Source organism: Polynucleobacter sp. UK-Gri1-W3, assembly GCF_018881595.1.
Taxonomy (GTDB): domain Bacteria; phylum Pseudomonadota; class Gammaproteobacteria; order Burkholderiales; family Burkholderiaceae; genus Polynucleobacter.
On record NZ_JACVQA010000002.1, the window covers coordinates 183,221 to 200,916 of the forward strand.

The 17,696-nt window shown below is 46.4% G+C and carries 20 protein-coding genes and 2 tRNA genes; 3 read left to right on the plus strand and 19 right to left on the minus strand.

Going from position 1 to position 17,696, the window contains the following annotated elements:
• Positions 1 to 15 precede the first annotated feature (15 nt).
• From rplI to ICN36_RS03605, 5 genes are all read right to left on the minus strand, one after another.
• The gene (gene rplI, locus ICN36_RS03585) at positions 16 to 468 is read right to left on the minus strand and encodes a 50S ribosomal protein L9 (RefSeq protein ID WP_072583119.1); all 453 of its coding nucleotides are present in this window, start codon (positions 466 to 468) and stop codon (positions 16 to 18) included.
• A 13-nt stretch (positions 469 to 481) separates the two neighbouring features.
• Positions 482 to 754 carry a 30S ribosomal protein S18 gene (gene rpsR / locus ICN36_RS03590; protein ID WP_011902267.1) on the minus strand — a complete coding sequence of 91 codons (273 nt, stop codon included), beginning with the start codon at positions 752 to 754 and terminating at the stop codon, positions 482 to 484.
• A 13-nt stretch (positions 755 to 767) separates the two neighbouring features.
• The gene (gene priB, locus ICN36_RS03595; protein ID WP_216227035.1) at positions 768 to 1,061 is read right to left on the minus strand and encodes a primosomal replication protein N; all 294 of its coding nucleotides are present in this window, start codon (positions 1,059 to 1,061) and stop codon (positions 768 to 770) included.
• Positions 1,062 to 1,120: 59 nt separating this feature from the next.
• Positions 1,121 to 1,495 carry a 30S ribosomal protein S6 gene (gene rpsF / locus ICN36_RS03600; protein WP_068322189.1) on the minus strand — a complete coding sequence of 125 codons (375 nt, stop codon included), beginning with the start codon at positions 1,493 to 1,495 and terminating at the stop codon, positions 1,121 to 1,123.
• Positions 1,496 to 1,629: 134 nt separating this feature from the next.
• Entirely contained in the window at positions 1,630 to 2,706 is a 1,077-nt protein-coding gene (locus ICN36_RS03605) for an asparaginase (protein WP_216227036.1), read from the minus strand.
• Positions 2,707 to 2,765: 59 nt separating this feature from the next.
• Between ICN36_RS03605 and lexA the strand changes: the two genes are divergently transcribed.
• The gene (gene lexA / locus ICN36_RS03610) at positions 2,766 to 3,485 is read left to right on the plus strand and encodes a transcriptional repressor LexA (protein WP_216227037.1); all 720 of its coding nucleotides are present in this window, start codon (positions 2,766 to 2,768) and stop codon (positions 3,483 to 3,485) included.
• Between the two features lie 69 nt (positions 3,486 to 3,554).
• Here the strand turns inward: lexA and ICN36_RS03615 are convergent, their stop codons facing one another.
• From ICN36_RS03615 to uvrC, 5 genes are all read right to left on the minus strand, one after another.
• On the minus strand, positions 3,555 to 4,016 hold the full coding sequence (locus ICN36_RS03615; protein ID WP_216227038.1) for a hypothetical protein: 462 nt from the start codon (positions 4,014 to 4,016) through the stop codon (positions 3,555 to 3,557).
• Between the two features lie 94 nt (positions 4,017 to 4,110).
• A tRNA-Cys gene (locus ICN36_RS03620) sits at positions 4,111 to 4,184 on the minus strand.
• A gap of 51 nt (positions 4,185 to 4,235) precedes the next feature.
• Positions 4,236 to 4,311 (minus strand) — tRNA-Gly (locus tag ICN36_RS03625).
• A 116-nt stretch (positions 4,312 to 4,427) separates the two neighbouring features.
• The gene (gene pgsA, locus ICN36_RS03630; protein WP_216227039.1) at positions 4,428 to 5,003 is read right to left on the minus strand and encodes a CDP-diacylglycerol--glycerol-3-phosphate 3-phosphatidyltransferase; all 576 of its coding nucleotides are present in this window, start codon (positions 5,001 to 5,003) and stop codon (positions 4,428 to 4,430) included.
• 33 nt (positions 5,004 to 5,036) lie between these two features.
• The gene (uvrC, locus tag ICN36_RS03635) at positions 5,037 to 6,947 is read right to left on the minus strand and encodes an excinuclease ABC subunit UvrC (RefSeq protein WP_216227040.1); all 1,911 of its coding nucleotides are present in this window, start codon (positions 6,945 to 6,947) and stop codon (positions 5,037 to 5,039) included.
• On the opposite strand from uvrC, the gene earP reads away from it, so the two are divergent.
• Positions 6,946 to 8,016 carry an elongation factor P maturation arginine rhamnosyltransferase EarP gene (earP, locus tag ICN36_RS03640; protein WP_216227041.1) on the plus strand — a complete coding sequence of 357 codons (1,071 nt, stop codon included), beginning with the start codon at positions 6,946 to 6,948 and terminating at the stop codon, positions 8,014 to 8,016. The genes uvrC and earP overlap by 2 nt on opposite strands.
• A gap of 87 nt (positions 8,017 to 8,103) precedes the next feature.
• On the plus strand, positions 8,104 to 8,664 hold the full coding sequence (gene efp / locus ICN36_RS03645) for an elongation factor P (protein ID WP_215392183.1): 561 nt from the start codon (positions 8,104 to 8,106) through the stop codon (positions 8,662 to 8,664).
• A gap of 70 nt (positions 8,665 to 8,734) precedes the next feature.
• On the opposite strand, the gene nagZ is transcribed toward efp, so the two are convergent.
• The 9 genes from nagZ to ICN36_RS03690 all read right to left on the minus strand — a co-directional run bounded on the left by nagZ (position 8,735) and on the right by ICN36_RS03690 (position 17,683).
• Complete coding sequence (gene nagZ, locus ICN36_RS03650; protein ID WP_216227042.1) at positions 8,735 to 9,811, minus strand: beta-N-acetylhexosaminidase; 1,077 nt, start codon at positions 9,809 to 9,811, stop codon at positions 8,735 to 8,737.
• Positions 9,808 to 10,224 carry a holo-ACP synthase gene (gene acpS, locus ICN36_RS03655; protein WP_216227043.1) on the minus strand — a complete coding sequence of 139 codons (417 nt, stop codon included), beginning with the start codon at positions 10,222 to 10,224 and terminating at the stop codon, positions 9,808 to 9,810. The genes nagZ and acpS overlap by 4 nt, the downstream gene beginning before the upstream one ends.
• 29 nt (positions 10,225 to 10,253) lie before the next feature.
• Positions 10,254 to 10,997, minus strand: a complete 744-nt coding sequence (gene pdxJ / locus ICN36_RS03660; protein ID WP_216227044.1) for a pyridoxine 5'-phosphate synthase — start codon at positions 10,995 to 10,997, stop codon at positions 10,254 to 10,256.
• Positions 10,998 to 11,009: 12 nt separating this feature from the next.
• A complete protein-coding gene (recO, locus tag ICN36_RS03665) occupies positions 11,010 to 11,744 on the minus strand; it encodes a DNA repair protein RecO (protein ID WP_216227045.1) in 735 nt (244 codons plus the stop codon).
• Positions 11,745 to 11,750: 6 nt separating this feature from the next.
• The gene (gene era, locus ICN36_RS03670; RefSeq protein ID WP_216862026.1) at positions 11,751 to 12,644 is read right to left on the minus strand and encodes a GTPase Era; all 894 of its coding nucleotides are present in this window, start codon (positions 12,642 to 12,644) and stop codon (positions 11,751 to 11,753) included.
• Positions 12,645 to 12,688: 44 nt separating this feature from the next.
• On the minus strand, positions 12,689 to 13,480 hold the full coding sequence (gene rnc / locus ICN36_RS03675) for a ribonuclease III (protein ID WP_216227047.1): 792 nt from the start codon (positions 13,478 to 13,480) through the stop codon (positions 12,689 to 12,691).
• 5 nt (positions 13,481 to 13,485) lie between these two features.
• Complete coding sequence (gene lepB / locus ICN36_RS03680) at positions 13,486 to 14,292, minus strand: signal peptidase I (RefSeq protein ID WP_216227048.1); 807 nt, start codon at positions 14,290 to 14,292, stop codon at positions 13,486 to 13,488.
• On the minus strand, positions 14,292 to 16,097 hold the full coding sequence (gene lepA, locus ICN36_RS03685) for a translation elongation factor 4 (RefSeq protein ID WP_216227049.1): 1,806 nt from the start codon (positions 16,095 to 16,097) through the stop codon (positions 14,292 to 14,294). The genes lepB and lepA overlap by 1 nt, the downstream gene beginning before the upstream one ends.
• A 137-nt stretch (positions 16,098 to 16,234) precedes the next feature.
• A complete protein-coding gene (locus ICN36_RS03690; protein ID WP_216227050.1) occupies positions 16,235 to 17,683 on the minus strand; it encodes a DegQ family serine endoprotease in 1,449 nt (482 codons plus the stop codon).
• Between the last annotated feature and the right edge of the window lie 13 nt (positions 17,684 to 17,696).

Below are 17,696 nucleotides of genomic sequence, written 5' to 3' on the forward strand. Positions count from 1 at the left end.
TTACAGTTCTAAAACTTAAGCTTGCTCGCCAACTACACGAATAGTGATATCTGCAACTACGTCGGTGTGAACAGCAACCGCTACAGGATGATCACCAACCATTTTCAATGGGCCAGTAGGCATGCGAACTGAAGACTTCTCAATTGTGAAGCCTTTAGCTTTCAAAGCATCAGCGATGTCATGATTGGTTACAGAACCAAACAAACGACCATCAACACCCGCTTTTTGACCAATTTCAAGAACCAAGTCCTTGAGCTTAGCGCCAACTACTTCAGCGGCAGCCAATTTCTCAGCGGCTAATTTTTCCAACTCAGCACGGCGAACAGCAAAGTCAGCAATCGCTGCTTCAGTTGCACGACGCGCTTTGCGTTGTGGGATTAAAAAGTTACGAGCGAAACCGTCTTTAACGCGAACTACGTCGCCAAGGTTGCCCAGGTTAGTTACTTTTTCTAAAAGAATGATTTGCATTGAGGGCTCCCAATTATTTCTTATGTTGATCGGAGAATGGCAATAAAGCCAAGTAACGAGCACGCTTGATAGCAGTGTCTAACTGACGCTGATACTTAGCTTTTGTGCCTGTCAAACGAGCAGGAGTGATCTTGGCGTTTTCGCCAATGAAGTCCTTCAATGTGTCTACATCTTTGTAATCAATCTGTTCTACGCCAGCAACAGTGAAACGGCAATAACGCTTACGCTTGAACAATGGGTTCTGAGCTGGTTTCTTTTTGAAATCGGGTTTCTTTCCAAACGCCATGATGATTTCCTCTTTAATTTTTCAATTGAATATTGGTAATGTGGAAAACAAGTCTTTGATTACGTAGAGTCTTGGGTGCTAAGAATCCCTCAAACACTGCCTCAGCTCCTAAATCGATTCGCTCTAAATCCTTTTGTATCGGACCGATTGTGATGGCTTCAACGTTCATCTGAATTTTCCTTGCCACTCCTACCTCGTTTGCTTGGCCACTATGTTCTAGCTGGCAATGCATCACCGGTATTCCTGCTGGTGTAAATCGAATCGCGTCTTTAGATACCAAGATTGCAGTGAGGGTGAAATGATTCAACGCCGCTCCGCTTCTCTGATACGTTTTCTAGTCTGTGTATTCCTCTTCAAATTTCTAACTTAAGCCGCTGCTACTGGAGCGTCGGATTGAGCTGATTTGCGCGCTTCTTCACGTTGCACTTCTTTCATCATGATTGAAGGCTCTGTTTCAGCTTTTTTAGTCTTGATGATGAGATGACGCAAAACAGCATCGTTAAATTTGAACGCATGCTCGAGTTCTTCCAGAGTTTTCTGGTCGCACTCAATGTTCATGCAAACGTAATGGGCTTTAGCAAGCTTGTCGATCATGTAAGCCATCTGACGACGACCCCAGTCTTCCATACGATGAATTTTGCCGCCCGCAGCTGCTAATGTAGCTTTGTAACGATCGATCATCGCTGGCACTTGCTCGCTTTGGTCCGGATGGACGATAAAGACGATTTCATAATGACGCATCAAACACTCCTTAAGGATTGAGTCACCTGGGCGTCTTGCTAAGTTCTGATGGTTGTGAACTCAGCGCCAGTGTGACAAGGTAGTAACAAATTGTAGGTACTGCTTACAACACTTTTACAGCCGCTTTTCAGCGCTTACCGAATTACTGGCAAGACCGCTATTCTAGCAAAAAAATCCTGCCAAGTCAGGGATTTACCAGCAGTCTGATTCTGTTTTTCTGCATACACAGACAGTTGGAGTGCAATTCTAGCTCTGGGGGCAGTAAGGCTTCCTGATGCCAAACATCCGGAGATGTCCTTTTCGGGCAAATCTGGCAGGGTTTCGCCTGCACCGGTTCTAGTAGTCCTGACCAAGGCAATACCATGTTTTACCGCTGCAACCAGGGAATCCTTCCATGCGTCATGGAAACCCCCCATGCCAGAACCAGCAATGACCAGGCCCTTTACCTTAGAGTTCAACCAATGAGTAATGGTTTCTGAACGGGCGCCAGCATGACTAGTCAATATTTCTACCCAAGGCCATTCGCCCTCCTTAGGAATTGGCAAATCCTCAGTCCAAAGGGCTTGAACCGCCTTCACACCTGATAACCAGGATGGATTAATCAGACCAGCCGAGCTACTTGGAGATGCTTGAATGGGCGCATTGAGAGCGCTACCGTGGCGTTTTGCCAGATCCATAGCCAAACAAGCCCTGCCATCCATAACTGCATAAATACCACCAGGGCAGTTATCAATTGGGGTAGAAGCCCAACGAATGGCATCAAGCAAGTTGGACGGACCATCCGCCTTCGGAGCATTTGCCGGCAACATCGCGCCCGTCAAGATCACTCTTTTGCCTAAATTTTGAGCATATTTGCCGCAAGTCAGCTGCAAAAAGATGCCCGTCTCTTCAATCGTATCCGTTCCGTGAGTGACCACTACCCCTTTAACCGAGGTATTAGCAAGGGCCTCTCTCACCGCATCGCCCAAAAGCGTTAACAAGGACTCAGTCAAATTGCGACTGTTGATGTTGGCAACCTGCTTTGAAACCAACTTAACATTGCCGGGGATAGCAGATTGAATGTGGGCCAATAATGAGGCTACCTCAAGCTGACCAGCCTCATATTGCATAGGATTCTGATCTGGACTCGATGCCAAGCCAGCAATCGTGCCTCCCATACCCAAAACCAAGATATGGGGTGAAGTTTCTGGGGCGTCTTGTTGTGAGCTCATCCCTCATTATCACTCTTAAATAGCTTGATCTCTCAAATACTGCTGTATACAATCCCAGTATGGACATAAACACAGTCGATTTTCCGGAGGGGCTGACTGCCCTCCCCAAGCTCACTCCACGTCAGAATGAGATTTTGGAGTTGATCACTAAAGCCATCGATGAGAGTGGTCTTCCACCAACTCGAGCTGAGATTGCCACTCAATTAGGATTTGCTTCTGCCAATGCGGCCGAAGAACATCTTCGTGCGCTAGCGAAAAAAGGTTATATCGAATTAACGCCAGGAACTTCACGCGGCATTCGTATTCCGCAACGATTTAATCAGTCGCACAACAGCAATAAATATCGTCAGCTCTCTTTGCCTTCTGGCGCATTACAACAACTCACCCTTCCATTGATCGGAAGAGTTGCTGCTGGTTCACCAATCATGGCGGTAGAACATATTGAGAAGCATGTTCCGATTGATCCAAGCTTATTTAGCAAGGGCGCCGATTACTTACTCAAAGTAAAAGGTATGAGCATGCGCGATGCCGGAATTTTGGACGGCGATTATTTGGCCGTTAGAAAAACGACTGAAGTTCGCAATGGTGACATTGTTGTTGCTCGTCTTGATGATGAAGTCACCGTGAAGCGCTGGCAGCAAAAGAAAACTGCGAACGGCATGATCATCGAACTACAAGCAGAAAATCCTGACTTCAAAAACATTTTGGTAGACGATCGTCAACCAAACTTTGCGATTGAAGGTCAAGCTGTTGGCCTAATCAGGGCTGAAGGACTATAAGCTACGCCCCCTAAAGCATAAGGCCTCTTGTTAGAGGCCTTTTTTATTTACTACAGCTGCTTCATCAAACTACTTGCGAGTGGGAGCAACTACGTTAGCATTTTTCGGTGATGAAGTAATGACGATGACCGACTTTGGTCCACCGAGTGATCCATCAACCACTTCAATTGTCGCAGTTCTATCACCTTTTGTAAAAACCAAAATACTCGTTTTTGCCTTAACAGCAGTAACAATTGTCCAACCACCCTTTGGATATTCTGATTGAAAAAAAGCGTAAACGTCAGTTGCGCCTTGCAATGCATTTACTACTGCTCTACCAACCCACTGATTACCACTTCCAATGATGATCGAATCAGATCCTGCAATCTTTGCACCCTGAGGCAGGGGCATATCTCCTAAAAGCTGATTCTGAATTTCCTGGACCTCAGCTGGAGTGCCGGTAGGAGAATCTCCTGAACTAGCACATGCACCCATGAGTGCCGCTACAAATAATGTAACAGCGCTAACTTTAAGGGTTTGGATTGCGATCATTTGTTCTTTAATTGTTTGAGGTAGTGGACGCTTTTTACTTACGATATTTAAAAAGTATTTTAGGTGATGCACCTAATTCGTCAAGACAAATTACTGGAGGCGCGTGAGGGAATCGAACCCCCGTACGAAGCTTTGCAGGCTCCTGCCTAACCACTCGGCCAACGCGCCATACTCTCTTGAATCAAAAATGGGAAGCTTTTAAGGGCTTCCCATCGAACTTGGAGCGGGAAAGGAGGTTCGAACTCCCGACCTATACCTTGGCAAGGTATCGCTCTACCAGCTGAGCTATTCCCGCATAACAGGGCGGTAGTTTAACAAACAATCGCCAAGAAAGCATTATTCCTTGCAAAACCTCAGATACAAAGGAATTGAACTGCCCCATAAGTCTTAACTGGCTGGGGTTTATGACGCTTAGTCAATTTTTCCAGCGAGCTGCGGTAAGGCTTTTTTCATGTAATAAAACATCGACCAAAGCGTTAAAAAGGAGGCAATCCAAATTAACCAGGTACCTAATAGCGCACAATTTAGCCAACCAAACAAAGTGTCATTCAGCAGCAAAAACGGAATAGCTACTAACTGAGCGGTCGTTTTGAGCTTGCCGACCATATGTACTGCCACACTTTTTCCAGCTCCCAATAAGGCCATCCATTCCCGCAATGCAGAAATCGTAATTTCGCGACCAATAATGATGAGTGCTACCCAAACCTGAACACGGTCCATATTTAAGAGCACCAATAAAGCGGCAGCAACAATGAGCTTATCTGCTACTGGATCTAAAAACTGACCGAAAGCAGATTCTTGTTTTAGACGACGCGCTAGAAAACCATCTAACCAATCGGTAATTGCGGCTGAGATAAAGATGATTGCTGCAATCAAATTCTTTTCAAACGGAGTAAGCCAGGAATTGGGAAGATAAAAAACCACTACCAACAGCGGAATCGCTGCAACACGTAACCAGGTTAAGGCGATCGGAATATTAAAAGGCATTCGATAAGCATAAACCAAGAACGGTCAATGCTCCTAGTGAAGCTGGCGATATATCTGCTCGGCCAGCGTTAATGAGACACCTTCCACACTGGCAATCTCTTCAATACTGGCATTAGAGACACCTTTTAAGCCGCCAAAGCGAGCAAGCAGCTTTTGTCGACGCTTAGCGCCAATGCCCTCGATCTCCTCTAAACGAGAGATGGTCCTTGCCTTGGCGCGTTTAGCTCGCATACCAGTAATAGCAAAGCGATGTGCCTCATCTCTTATCTGAGCTACCAATAGCAAAGCTGCACTATCAATCCCTAGTTCTAATGGTTCACGTCCATCTGCAAAGATGAGAGTCTCAAGTCCAACTTTACGACCTTCACCCTTAGCTACCCCCACAATTAACCCAATGTCCATGCCAAATTCAGATAAGACCTGACGAGCCATTTCCACCTGACCTTTACCACCATCAATCAAAATCACTTGAGGGATTTTTTCTAATGGCAGCTCTTGGAAATTGGCATAACGTCTCTGCAACACTTGACGCATTGCTGCGTAATCATCACCTGGAGTAATGTCATTGATATTGAAGCGTCGATACTCACTCGATTGCATCGCATTTTTGGTATACACCACGCAAGATGCTTGGGTTGCTTCGCCAGAAGTATGGCTAATATCAAAACACTCTATACGTAACTGCTCAAGACTTTCTAATTCAAGACTTAATACATCAGCTAATGCACGCACTCTTGCCAACTGTCCACCCGTCTCTACAAGGCGCTTAGTCAAGGCAATCTTCGCATTACCTTCTGCCATCGCAAGCCAATGACGTCTTTGTCCTTGGGGCTGATGTAAAAAAGTAATTTTCCTTCCAGCTTGTGCATTGAGTAACTCATGTAAATCTTCGGGTGGAGATTCATTCAATTGGGTAAGATCATCACTCGCTGATTGCAAGGCATGATTTAAAACCAACACTGGCGGTATTAAGTTGGCTGCAGTTTCATCCGTATGCTCTTCCAAGTAATGCTGAGTAATAAAAGCTTCCAGTATTTCTGCAGGGGATGGCAATTCACCGGAAGTTGAGCGCAATCCTTTAGGGAAATAAGCCCTATCGCCCAAGTGACGTCCGCCACGGATCATGGCCAGATTAACGCAAACCATACCCTCCATTTGCGCTACGGCAATAACATCTACATCACCCTCACCTTCAGCAACGGTATCCATCGACTGCTGTTGCAAGACGCTAGATAGATCTGCGATGCGATCCCGCAATACTGCTGCCATCTCAAACTCCATCGCCTCACTATGCTTGTGCATTTCTCTTTCAAGCTCGGATAACACCTGGCTGTGATCACCTTTTAAAAATCGAGTGGCTTGAGCGACGTCTTGCCCGTACTGTTCAACGCTCAAGCGGCCGACACAAGGGGCGCTACAACGATGAATCTGATGCAAAAGGCAAGGCCGACTACGATTCTTGAATACAGAATCCTCACAAGTCCTCAGACGAAATACCTTCTGCAAGATCTGCACTGAGTTACGAACTGCCCAGCTATTCGGAAATGGCCCAAAGTAATGATTGCGCTTATCCACTTTGCCGCGATATGAGGCTAGCCTAGGAAACTGGTTCCCCGTTAACATCACGTAGGGATAAGACTTGTCATCACGAAACAAAATATTGAATGGCGGAGCCAACTCTTTAATGAGATTGTTCTCTAGAATGAGGGCTTCAGTTTCAGTCCGTGTTACCGTTGTCTCATAGCGGGCAATTTTGCCCACCATCAGTTCGATACGCGGTGATAACTGAGTACGCTGGAAATAACTAGAGACACGCTTTTTAAGGTTGCGAGCCTTGCCTACATACAGAATATGTCCCGCTTCATCAAAAAAGCGATATACCCCCGGCAATCCGGGTAGCCGTTTAACATCCTGCTGAAGGGTTTCGAAAAGCGAATTACACATGCGTTGGGATATTTTCTGCCAAATCGTCGATAACTATGGTGATGCCGGTGTTTGCTGGCGTCTAGCCCGAAGCTTATCAAGCATTCATGGGCAAGAGGTTCGTATTTTTTGCGATGACCTGCCAACCCTTAATTTACTCGCATCAGGAGTAGAACCATCAATTAAGCAAAAAATCGATTTGCAGCCATGGGAGGCTAGCCATACGAATGCCCGCCATCCAGTACAAATACCCGGTGCTGTGATTGAAGCGTTTGGCTGTGAATTACCCGAGCGCTATTTGGCCGGTCTCTTTATTGCACCCATCAAGCCCATCATCCTCAATTTGGAGTATCTCAGTGCAGAGCCTTGGGTGGCTGAATTTCATGGCAAGGCCTCACCTCAATCTCACGGTATTCCGAAATATTTCTTCTTCCCTGGTTTTCAAGACGAGGTGGGTGGACTATTACTCGACCCCATTCCAGCAGAAGGTTATCTCGTTGAAAATAATATTCCAAAAGATCTAAAAGCTATCTGGCCTCAATTACGACCAGGAGCAAAGCGGATCAGTGTCTTTTGCTACCCTGGAGCACCTCTTAAAAAATGGCTGGCTGACTTAGGGCGTCTTGGCGAGAATGTCGACATCATTCTTGCTCACGGTCATGCGGAACAGCTAAATCTCTATGGTGAGCAACCGATCTCATTACCGAAAAATATTCAATTACTTTCCATGCCATTCGTATCTCAGGATGACTATGACTGGGTGTTATCTCAATGCGACTTCAATATTGTGCGAGGAGAAGATTCTTTTGTGCGAGCGCAGCTTGCGGGCAAACCATTTATTTGGCACATCTACCCCCAAGAAGATCGCGCCCATGAAGTGAAATTAGCAGCATTTCTGGATCTATATCTGGAAGAGACTAGCCAAGAACTGAGGTTAGCCACCATTGCCGCCATGACCTGGGCAATGCCCGGTGAATGGTTTAAAGACCTAAGCGCCTGGGATGCTCATGCCAAGCATTGGCGCACCCATTTACTTGAAAAACAAGCCGATGGCGGCTTGCCAGCGCGTTTAATCCGCTTTGTCGCCTAATCCCAAGCAATAAAGGCTTGCGGGCGGGTACAATCTTGTTTTTGATAAAAACCGCAGAAAGTTAGCTCTGCCCCCAGGAATAGCAAGATGAAAACAGCACAAGAACTCCGCGTTGGTAACGTAGTCATGATTGGTACTGATGCTCAGGTCGTTTTAAAGGCCGAATATAGCCGCTCTGGCCGCAACTCCTCTGTTGTGAAAATGAAATTTAAGAATTTGTTAACCGGCGCACCTAACGAAGGTGTTTACAAAGCGGATGACAAGTTTGATGTTGTGATTCTCGATAAGAAAGAATGTACTTACTCTTATTTCGCAGATCCAATGTATGTATTTATGGATACTGAATACAACCAGTACGAAGTTGAAGCTGAGTTCATGGGTGATGCATTGAACTACCTTGAGGAAAGCATGCCATGTGAAGTGGTGTTCTACGAAGGTAAGGCACTCTCAGTAGCAATGCCTAACTCATTGGTTCGTGAAATCATTTATACAGAACCAGCAGTTAAAGGCGATACCAGCTCTGGTAAGGTATTGAAGACTGCAAAATTAGCAACTGGCTATGAATTGCAAGTTCCATTGTTCTGTAATACTGGTGACAAGATCGAGATCGATACTCGTACCGGTGAATATCGTAGCCGCGCTAACTAATTTGTAACTAGCAAACTACAGCAGTTAAAAAGCCCGGCATGCCGGGCTTTTTTATTGTCACAATAATTTTTTATGCAATTAGCTTTAACTGCTCAAGCAAGCCCTTGGCATGCTGGTACTGAGCTTCATTTTGTAATTCATTCCAACCCAATGCAAGCGCTGTCGGCATTAGCTTATTTAAACGCGCTTTTGACTCTTCTTGCTTAGCTTTTGATACCTTTAGCTTACTTAATAGCTGGTCAGCAAGGTCAGGACGATTGCAGATTAAAACCGCATCGCAACCAGCCTCCAGCGCCATCTCCGCACCCTTCACTACAGAGCCTGCAACACTGGCGCCTTCCATGGAAAGGTCATCACTAAAGATCACGCCTTCAAAGCCCAACTCTTGACGCAAGATGGAATGGAGCCAGATCTTTGAAAATCCAGCTGGGTTCTTATCTACCTTTGGATAGATCACATGGGCTGGCATGACCGAAGCTAAGCTGAGATCTAACCACTCGTAAGGCTTGGCATCATCATTCAAGATTTCTTTTAAGGAGCGTTCATCCACCGGAATAGCGACATGCGAATCTGCTTCAGCCCAACCATGTCCAGGAAAGTGCTTGCCACAGTTGGCCATACCTGCGAGACGTAAACCCTCATTCAAACTCTTTGACAAAGCAAAGACTATTTGTGGATCACGACTAAATGAGCGATCGCCAATCACACCGCTGCGACCAAAATCTAAATCCAGAACTGGAGTAAAACTGAAATCAACGCCACAAGCACGTAACTCAGCGGCGAGTACATACCCACAAGCGGTTGCTGCAGCCATTGCGATAGCAGCAGACTCCGCAGAATGCTTGGATTTATTTTTTGCACCCCAGAGCTCGCCCAGCTTACGCATCGCAGGCAAATGGGTAAAGCCATCGGTCTTAGCGCGCTGCACTCGACCACCCTCATGATCAATAGAAATCAGGACATCGGGGCGAAGTTTCTTAATAGCAGCAGTTAACTTGGTGAGTTGCTGACGATTGGCGAAGTTTCTGCCAAACAAAATCACACCACCAGTCAGCGGATGCAAAATACGGCGGCGATCTTCAGCATTTAATTCAAGGCCAACTACATCTAGGGTAACTGGGCCTGGGGCCATCGTGGACTTACTCATTTCTTCCTCTGTTTTATTCTTGATTTCTGAGTGACAATTACATGCGCAATTGCCATATCTTGTTCATCGCTCACAGTGACGTAAGCTTCCCAATTTTTTTCCTGCATGAATTGCGCCAAGGCACCCAGGTATGACGTGATAGGTTTGCCACTAGGCTCATTCAAAGTTTGGAGTGAGCGCCAGGTCATTGGCATTCTCATTCCCAAGCCAATCGCTTTTGAGAAGGCCTCCTTGGCTGCAAAACGCGTAGCCAAGAATGCAATGCCCCGCTTATGGTTTCTGGCAAGGCGATGCTGAAATACCAGCATCTCGTCTGGCCCCAGAATTTTTTCAGCTAAACGGCCATTAGTGCGATCGTAAGCTGCCTGTAAGCGCTCAATCTGCAGAATGTCAGTGCCGATGCCGATGATCATGCGATGTAAATGATGTTGTGTATCAACTCTTAAGAGCTTGCTCTACCCTGAACCATCAAGGCTTTCATGTCGATAATTGCTTTTTGCCAGCCTTTGAATAAAGCTTCGGCAACAATGGCATGGCCAATATTGAGCTCAGATAATTCGGCTATTGCGGCAATAGGTTTCACATTGCCTTCGTGCAAACCGTGGCCAGCATTCACTCTGAGGCCGATACTTTTTCCAAATTTAGCAGCCTTTCGAATACGCTCAAGCTCTGTTGCCTGCGCAGCACCAGATAAATCTGCGTAACGACCGGTATGTAATTCCACTACGGTTGCGCCAACTTCTTTAGCTGCCTGAATTTGCTTCTCTTCTGGATCAATAAATAGGGATACCCGAATACCTGCATCAATTAATTTCTTAGTGGCCGCTTTTACCGCATCAAAGTGACCCACTACATCTAAGCCACCCTCAGTCGTGACTTCTTCACGCTTCTCTGGAACTAGACACACATCGTGTGGCTTGACCTTGCATGCAATATCAATCATCTCGGGCGTCACTGCACACTCTAAATTCATGCGGGTTTTAATCAGTGGGCGCAATGCCAGCAAGTCTGCATCTTTAATATGACGACGGTCCTCACGCAAATGCAAAGTAATGAGATCAGCGCCAGCTTCCTCAGCCAAAGCTGCCGCTCTCAGCGGGTCGGGATAGATCGTGCCACGCGCATTACGCAAAGTGGCAACGTGGTCAATATTGATACCTAGTTCAGGTGCTTGGGAATTGCTCATCTATATAGATTACTAGATTTTCTTCAAATCAATCAAAATCTGGCGGGTAGTCAATACCTGATCCTGTAAATGCAAGCCCAGCAGAAAACGCATCAATTGCTTACTCTCAGAAAGTGTCTCTGGATCTGAAAAATCCCCGACTGCAATCGCCAAAAGAGATTTACCCGTAAGAACAGGCCAGTGCCCGGGATCATCCACTTGAATAGGACGCACCCCACGTTCTGGCTGATAAACATATTGCTCTTGAGCTAGCGGCGCCTCATTGGTTTCAACACAATGATCCAAGGCAGCCGCATAGCCCGTCTCCTGTAATAGCGATAACTCAAATGGCCGCAGGATCTCTTCTAGACCCTTGGATTCGAACTCTAGATTGGATAACGCGTTAATAGTCTCGGCGTAACGATCATAGAGTCTTTCATAATCATCCTCACGCGCTAAAAATTTCACAAGCAACTCGTTGAGATAGAAGCCGCAAAGAAGCGCATCACCTACCAAGGAAGGTGTGCCACCAACCCACTCGGACTTTGTAAGGGTGCGCAATTCTGATTTACCACTCCAGGAAACTAGTAGTGGCTGAAAACGTTGCAATACAGGTCTCAGTGTTGAGTGAGGACGTTTTGCGCCCTTGGCAATTAAAGCCATGCGGCCATACTGCCGAGTAAACACATCTAGAATTAAGCTGGTCTCTTTATAGGGAATGCTATGCAATACAAAAGCAGGCTCGTCAGCAATACGAATCGAAGCCATCGGAACTTATTCCAGCCCTTGTGCCCGAAGTTCGGCACGATCGTCTGCCCAGCCACGCTTGACCTTCACCCAAGTCTCTAAAAAGACTTTGCCATCAAAGAGCTTTTCCATATCGATGCGGGCATCTGTCGAAATCTTTTTAAGGCGCTCACCCTTTTGCCCAATGATCATCGCCTTATGACTATCACGATCAACCAAAATCGTTGCCGCAATACGACGCATCTTGCCATCCATCTTAAATTGATCAATCACTACCGTACTGGTGTAAGGCAATTCTTCACCGGTAAAGCGAAATACTTTTTCACGCAGAATCTCGGCTGCCAAGAAACGCTCGCTACGATCGGTGATCGTATCGCCATCATAGACAGCCTCGGCTTCAGGCAAGTAACCTTCCAGCACATCGAGCAATCTCTCGATATCACCAGGACTCTTGGCGCTCATCGGTACGATTTCAGCAAACTCACATTTCTGGTCTTCGTGACCACCTAATTCACACCAAGGGCGAGCCATTTCTTTAATGAAGCTCAGCAGGGCTAGATCGCGCTCGGATGGCGTCTGAAAGCGACTATTAAACAGGTCTAATTTATTCAGAACCAAGACAACCGGTAAGTCATCTGGCAACAACTTCAATACCTTCTTGTCATCTTCGCCAAAGTATCCAGCCTCAACCACAAAGCAAGCCACATTCACATCTTGTAGGGCGGTAGTCACCGTACGATTTAAGGCTTTGTTTAATGTATTTATTAAACGCGTTTGAAAGCCTGGTGTATCGATAAAAATGAACTGGGCTTCTTCACGATTCTGAATACCCAAAATCCGATGACGAGTAGTTTGTGCCTTACGAGAAGTAATACTGATCTTCTGACCAACCAATGCATTAAGGAGTGTTGATTTACCCATATTAGGACGCCCAACAATGGCGATGGTGCCGCATCTAAACACGATTAGCCCTTCAGCTTAAGATTGAACTGCTCTTCGGTCGCTTCTTTTTTTGCAGCCTTCTTTTTGGCCGACCGAGTCTTCTTGGGTTTACGAGATTCTTGCGGCAATGCTTTGAGCATGGCAATCAAGGCCAACTTAGCTGCCGCCTGCTCAGCAGCACGACGTGAAGCGCCCTCACCTTTGACTGCCACCTTATGGCTAGGTATTAGACACTCAACCTCAAACTGCTGGTTATGAGCAGCACCAGTAGTGCCAGTAACGTTATAGGTTGGTAAAGGCAATTGATAGCCCTGCAGGCACTCTTGTAATAATGTTTTGTCGTCTTTGCCCAAGGTTTTGGGATCAACGTGCGCCAAGATAATGGAATAGAGCTTACGCAAGCTTGCCTTAGCCGCTTCAAAACCACCATCCATAAAGATAGCGCCTGTCACTGCTTCTAAGGTATCAGCCAGAATTGAGGGGCGCCGAAATCCACCACTCTTCAACTCACCTTCACCTAAGCGCAAGTAGTCGGATAAAGATAAGGTTTGCGCGATTTCGTATAAAGCCTGTTGCTTTACCAAGTTCGCACGCACACGGGAGAGGTCGCCTTCATCTAAATCGGAATAACGCTCATAGAGCATTTCAGCAACAACGCAATTCAGAATAGAATCGCCAAGAAATTCAAGGCGTTCATTGTTTTTCTTGCTATGACTGCGATGAGTCAAGGCTTGATTTAGTAACTCTGGCTTCTTGAAGGTGTAGCCAAGGCGCTCTTGCAGCGGTCCAGTTTCGATAACGGCGCGCGCATTCATGATATTTACTCGAATCCGCCTACACGGCCAAGATTACCGAGGTTCAACCAAACAAAGAAGGCTTTGCCAACGATATTTTTATCGGGTACAAATCCCCAGTAACGTGAATCTGCACTATTGTCACGGTTATCACCCATTGCAAAATAATGCCCTGGTGGCACCTTACAAGTCACACCAGACTGTTGGTACTGACAGAACTCAGAACCCGGGAAACGCTCAGTCGGGAATACGCTAGCTGGACGATCAGGATCATTGAGGATGTCATGACGATTGCCACCCAAGTCTGCTGGGAAGGTTTCTGTGAAACGCTTCGCATAACGCATATTCTCAGGATCAAGGTAAGGCTCGCCACCACTATATTGCAGTGGTTGGTCATTAATGGTCAGGCGCTTATTTTCATAAGTAATTACATCACCTGGCAATGCCACTACGCGCTTGATGTAATCAACTGATTCATCACGCGGATAACGGAATACCACCACATCGCCACGCTTAGGTGAACCTAAGTCAACTACCTTTTGATTCAGTACTGGCAAACGTATTCCGTAGGTAAATTTATTTACCAAAATGAAATCGCCGATTTGCAATGTTGGAATCATTGAGCCAGAAGGAATCTTGAAAGGCTCGGCAATAAAGGAGCGCAACACAAACACTGCGCAAATAACTGGAAAGAACCCTGCCGTGTACTCAAGCCATAAAGGCATACGGTCATTACCGGCCAAACGTCTTTGTGGGGCAAAGTGTAGTTTGTCAGCAACCCAAGCGATCCCAGAAACAATCACCAAGATGAAGAGGACTAAAGCAAAGTTCATTAATCCTCCACCTGCAGAATAGCCAAGAAGGCTTCTTGTGGAATCTCGACGTTGCCAACCTGCTTCATACGTTTCTTACCTTCTTTTTGCTTCTCTAATAACTTACGCTTACGTGAAATATCGCCGCCATAGCATTTAGCCAAAACGTTTTTACGCAAAGCTTTGACGTTTTCACGCGCAACGATATTGCTACCAATTGCCGCCTGAATCGCTACATCAAACATTTGACGAGGAATAATGCCGCGCATCTTGGCAACTACTTCGCGCCCACGATGTTGGCTATTGCTTCTATGAACAATCACTGAGAGGGCATCAACCCGCTCACTATTAATGAGGATGTCGACCTTGACTACGTCTGCCGAGCGATATTCTTTGAACTCGTAATCCATAGACGCATAACCGCGTGAGATCGATTTCATTTTGTCGAAGAAGTCCAAAACAATCTCAGCCATTGGTAGCTCGTAAGTCAGCTTAACTTGACGACCTAGATAGTTCATATCCATCTGAATACCGCGCTTACCAACGCACAATGTAATCATCGCCCCTACATACTCTTGTGGCATGTATAAGTTGACCGTCACAATCGGCTCAAGAATGGTATTGATCTTGCTGGCCTCAGGCATCTTCGACGGGTTATCCACCATCATCAGTGTGCCGTCGGATTGCTCTACTTGATACACTACCGTTGGAGCGGTCGTGATGAGATTCATGCCGTACTGACGCTCTAAACGCTCTTGCACGATCTCCATGTGCAACAAACCTAAGAAGCCGCAACGGAATCCAAATCCAAGAGCCTGAGATACCTCTGGCTCATACAAGAGCGAAGCATCATTTAGCTTGAGCTTCTCAAGAGATTCACGCAATTGATCATATTCACTCGCTTCTACTGGATATAAACCAGCAAAGACCTGTGGCTTTACCTCTTTAAAACCAGGAAGTGGTTCAGAAGCAGGGACTCTGCCTTGCTGTCCAGGGGTATGTGTAACAGTGTCGCCTACCTTGGCTGCTTTTAACTCTTTAATACCAGCAATCACAAAGCCTACTTGACCAGCAGATAGCTCTGGACGGTCTACTGACTTTGGACTAAACACACCCACATGCTCGACTAAATGGCTTGAGCCATTGGCCATTAAGGTAATTTTTTCTTTTGGTTTTAAGGTGCCATTCACAACGCGCACCAACATAACAACGCCTACGTAGTTATCAAACCAAGAGTCAATAATCAAAGCCTGCAACGGGTCTGTCGCATTACCCTTTGGCGGAGGCACCCTTGCAATCATTTCCTCAATCACATCAGCAACACCCAAGCCTGTTTTGGCTGAGCATGTAACGGCTTCAGATGCATCAATGCCAATGACGTCTTCAATTTCTTTTTTAGCGCGCTCAGGGTCAGCTTGAGGTAAATCAATCTTATTGAGTACTGGCACAACCTCAACGCCCAACTCCAAAGCCATATAACAGTTCGCAACTGTTTGCGCCTCAACACCTTGACTAGCATCCACCACCAAGAGCGCGCCCTCACAGGCTGACAATGAACGACTTACTTCATAGGAGAAGTCAACGTGGCCCGGGGTATCAATGAGATTGATGTTGTAAATCTTGCCGTCTTTGGCCTTGTAATTTAAAGCTGCGGTTTGCGCCTTAATGGTGATGCCGCGCTCACGCTCAATATCCATTGAGTCAAGAACTTGGGCTTCCATTTCACGATCGGAGAGGCCACCACATAGTTGAATAATGCGATCAGCAAGAGTCGATTTGCCGTGATCGATATGGGCGATGATAGAAAAATTGCGGATTAAATCCATAGCGTCTTAAAAGGTCATTCAAAAAACGCCTTGTCAGAACGCACCACGATGATGCGCTGCAAAAAGTCGTCTTAGAGTGATTGTAATGGGGTGGCGCCCAAATAGCGCCAAACCCCATTTTCAGGGCCAAAATAGGGTTATTTAGGCCTTACAGGAACTACCAAAGTGCTGTCAGCACGGCGAATAAAGACCGGAACAGCCTTATAAGCGTCTAAGCCCTTCACCAAGGCCTCAAACTGCTTAACGCTTGTGATATCGGCATCCGCAACCCGAATAATGACATCTCCAGGCCTAATTCCAGCTTTAGCCAGAGGGCCATCCCCTAAACCAGTCACTTCAACGCCGCCCTTGATGTTCAAATCCTTCTTTTTGGCATCCGAAAGCTCGCTTACAGCAACCCCTAAGGTATTGGCACCATTGCTGTTTGCCGCAGGTGTCTCTGACTTCTTATTGGCCGTTGAAGTAGATTCCGCATCTATAACAGTAACCGTTAAGTCGCGAGTACCACCCTTGCGCCAAACTTGCACAGGCACCGAGCTACCCGGCTTAGTTTCACCAACCACTCTTGGTAAGTCGGTTGATTTAGAGATATCGCGACCATTAAAACTGAGAATCACATCGCCTGCTTCAATACCGCCAGCCGCTGCAGGTCCGCCTGGTTCAACATTGCGCACATAAGCGCCACGAGGCTTTCCTAAACCTAAACTCTCAGCTACTTCTTTTGTCATCTCACCCAAAGCAACACCAATACGACCACGCGTCATCTTGCCATTGGTGCGCAATTGATCCGCAACACGCATTGCCTCATCGATCGGTATCGCAAATGAAATTCCCATGTAGCCGCCAGAGCGACTAAAGATTTGCGAATTAATGCCAATCACTTGACCAGCAGTATTTAATAACGGACCGCCAGAGTTGCCAGGATTCACCGCAACGTCAGTCTGAATAAAAGGTAAGTAGTCGCCCGTGTCACGACTCTTGGCTGACACAATACCTGCAGTCACCGTGTTCTCAAGACCAAACGGGGAGCCAATCGCTAGCACCCATTCACCCACTCGTACCCTGGATGAATCACCCAAAGGTAGCTTTGGTAAATCACGCGCTTCAATTTTGACTACCGCAACATCAGTACGCTTATCCATACCGAGTAACTTTGCTTTGAACTCACGCTTATCAGTCAGAGTCACATAGATAGTGGTAGCGCCTTCAACAACGTGAGCATTGGTCAAAATTAATCCATTGGATTCAATAATGAAACCAGAGCCCACACCACGATCCGCCTCTTGTGGCTTGCCGGGATTTGGTTGCGCCTGTTTAGGGCCACTTGGCATTCCAGGAATTGGCACACCAAAGAAACGGCGGAAGAATTCAGCTTGGTCTTCAGGCATTCCAGGAATGCCTCCTTGAGCTTGCTGCACCGCTACCTTTTCAGTAGTACGAATATTCACTACAGCTGGACTCGCACGTTCAACCAAATCTGCGAAGTCAGGAATGCTGACTCGAGGAGTTTGCGCGAATGCAGAAGGAGTGAACGCAAGTTGACTCAAGCTAAAAATAGCCAAGAGCGCAATTAAGTACTTTTTCATAATGCTATAGACC

Excerpts from the sequence above, each read along its gene's own strand:
- ICN36_RS03615 (WP_216227038.1), bottom strand. The coding sequence starts at position 4,016 with ATGATCGCAATCCAAACCCTTAAAGTTAGCGCTGTTACATTATTTGTA.
- lepB (WP_216227048.1), bottom strand. The coding sequence starts at position 14,292 with ATGAACTTTGCTTTAGTCCTCTTCATCTTGGTGATTGTTTCTGGGATC.
- acpS (WP_216227043.1), bottom strand. The coding sequence starts at position 10,224 with ATGATCATCGGCATCGGCACTGACATTCTGCAGATTGAGCGCTTACAG.
- ICN36_RS03605 (WP_216227036.1), bottom strand. The coding sequence starts at position 2,706 with ATGAGCTCACAACAAGACGCCCCAGAAACTTCACCCCATATCTTGGTT.
- era (WP_216862026.1), bottom strand. The coding sequence starts at position 12,644 with ATGGGTAAATCAACACTCCTTAATGCATTGGTTGGTCAGAAGATCAGT.
- recO (WP_216227045.1), bottom strand. The coding sequence starts at position 11,744 with ATGGCTTCGATTCGTATTGCTGACGAGCCTGCTTTTGTATTGCATAGC.
- pgsA (WP_216227039.1), bottom strand. The coding sequence starts at position 5,003 with ATGCCTTTTAATATTCCGATCGCCTTAACCTGGTTACGTGTTGCAGCG.
- uvrC (WP_216227040.1), bottom strand. The coding sequence starts at position 6,947 with ATGTGTAATTCGCTTTTCGAAACCCTTCAGCAGGATGTTAAACGGCTA.
- rpsF (WP_068322189.1), bottom strand. The coding sequence starts at position 1,495 with ATGCGTCATTATGAAATCGTCTTTATCGTCCATCCGGACCAAAGCGAG.
- rnc (WP_216227047.1), bottom strand. The coding sequence starts at position 13,480 with ATGAATGCGCGCGCCGTTATCGAAACTGGACCGCTGCAAGAGCGCCTT.
- earP (WP_216227041.1), top strand. The coding sequence starts at position 6,946 with ATGCGTTGGGATATTTTCTGCCAAATCGTCGATAACTATGGTGATGCC.
- efp (WP_215392183.1), top strand. The coding sequence starts at position 8,104 with ATGAAAACAGCACAAGAACTCCGCGTTGGTAACGTAGTCATGATTGGT.
- rpsR (WP_011902267.1), bottom strand. The coding sequence starts at position 754 with ATGGCGTTTGGAAAGAAACCCGATTTCAAAAAGAAACCAGCTCAGAAC.
- rplI (WP_072583119.1), bottom strand. The coding sequence starts at position 468 with ATGCAAATCATTCTTTTAGAAAAAGTAACTAACCTGGGCAACCTTGGC.
- ICN36_RS03690 (WP_216227050.1), bottom strand. The coding sequence starts at position 17,683 with ATGAAAAAGTACTTAATTGCGCTCTTGGCTATTTTTAGCTTGAGTCAA.
- pdxJ (WP_216227044.1), bottom strand. The coding sequence starts at position 10,997 with ATGAGCAATTCCCAAGCACCTGAACTAGGTATCAATATTGACCACGTT.
- lepA (WP_216227049.1), bottom strand. The coding sequence starts at position 16,097 with ATGGATTTAATCCGCAATTTTTCTATCATCGCCCATATCGATCACGGC.
- nagZ (WP_216227042.1), bottom strand. The coding sequence starts at position 9,811 with ATGAGTAAGTCCACGATGGCCCCAGGCCCAGTTACCCTAGATGTAGTT.
- lexA (WP_216227037.1), top strand. The coding sequence starts at position 2,766 with ATGGACATAAACACAGTCGATTTTCCGGAGGGGCTGACTGCCCTCCCC.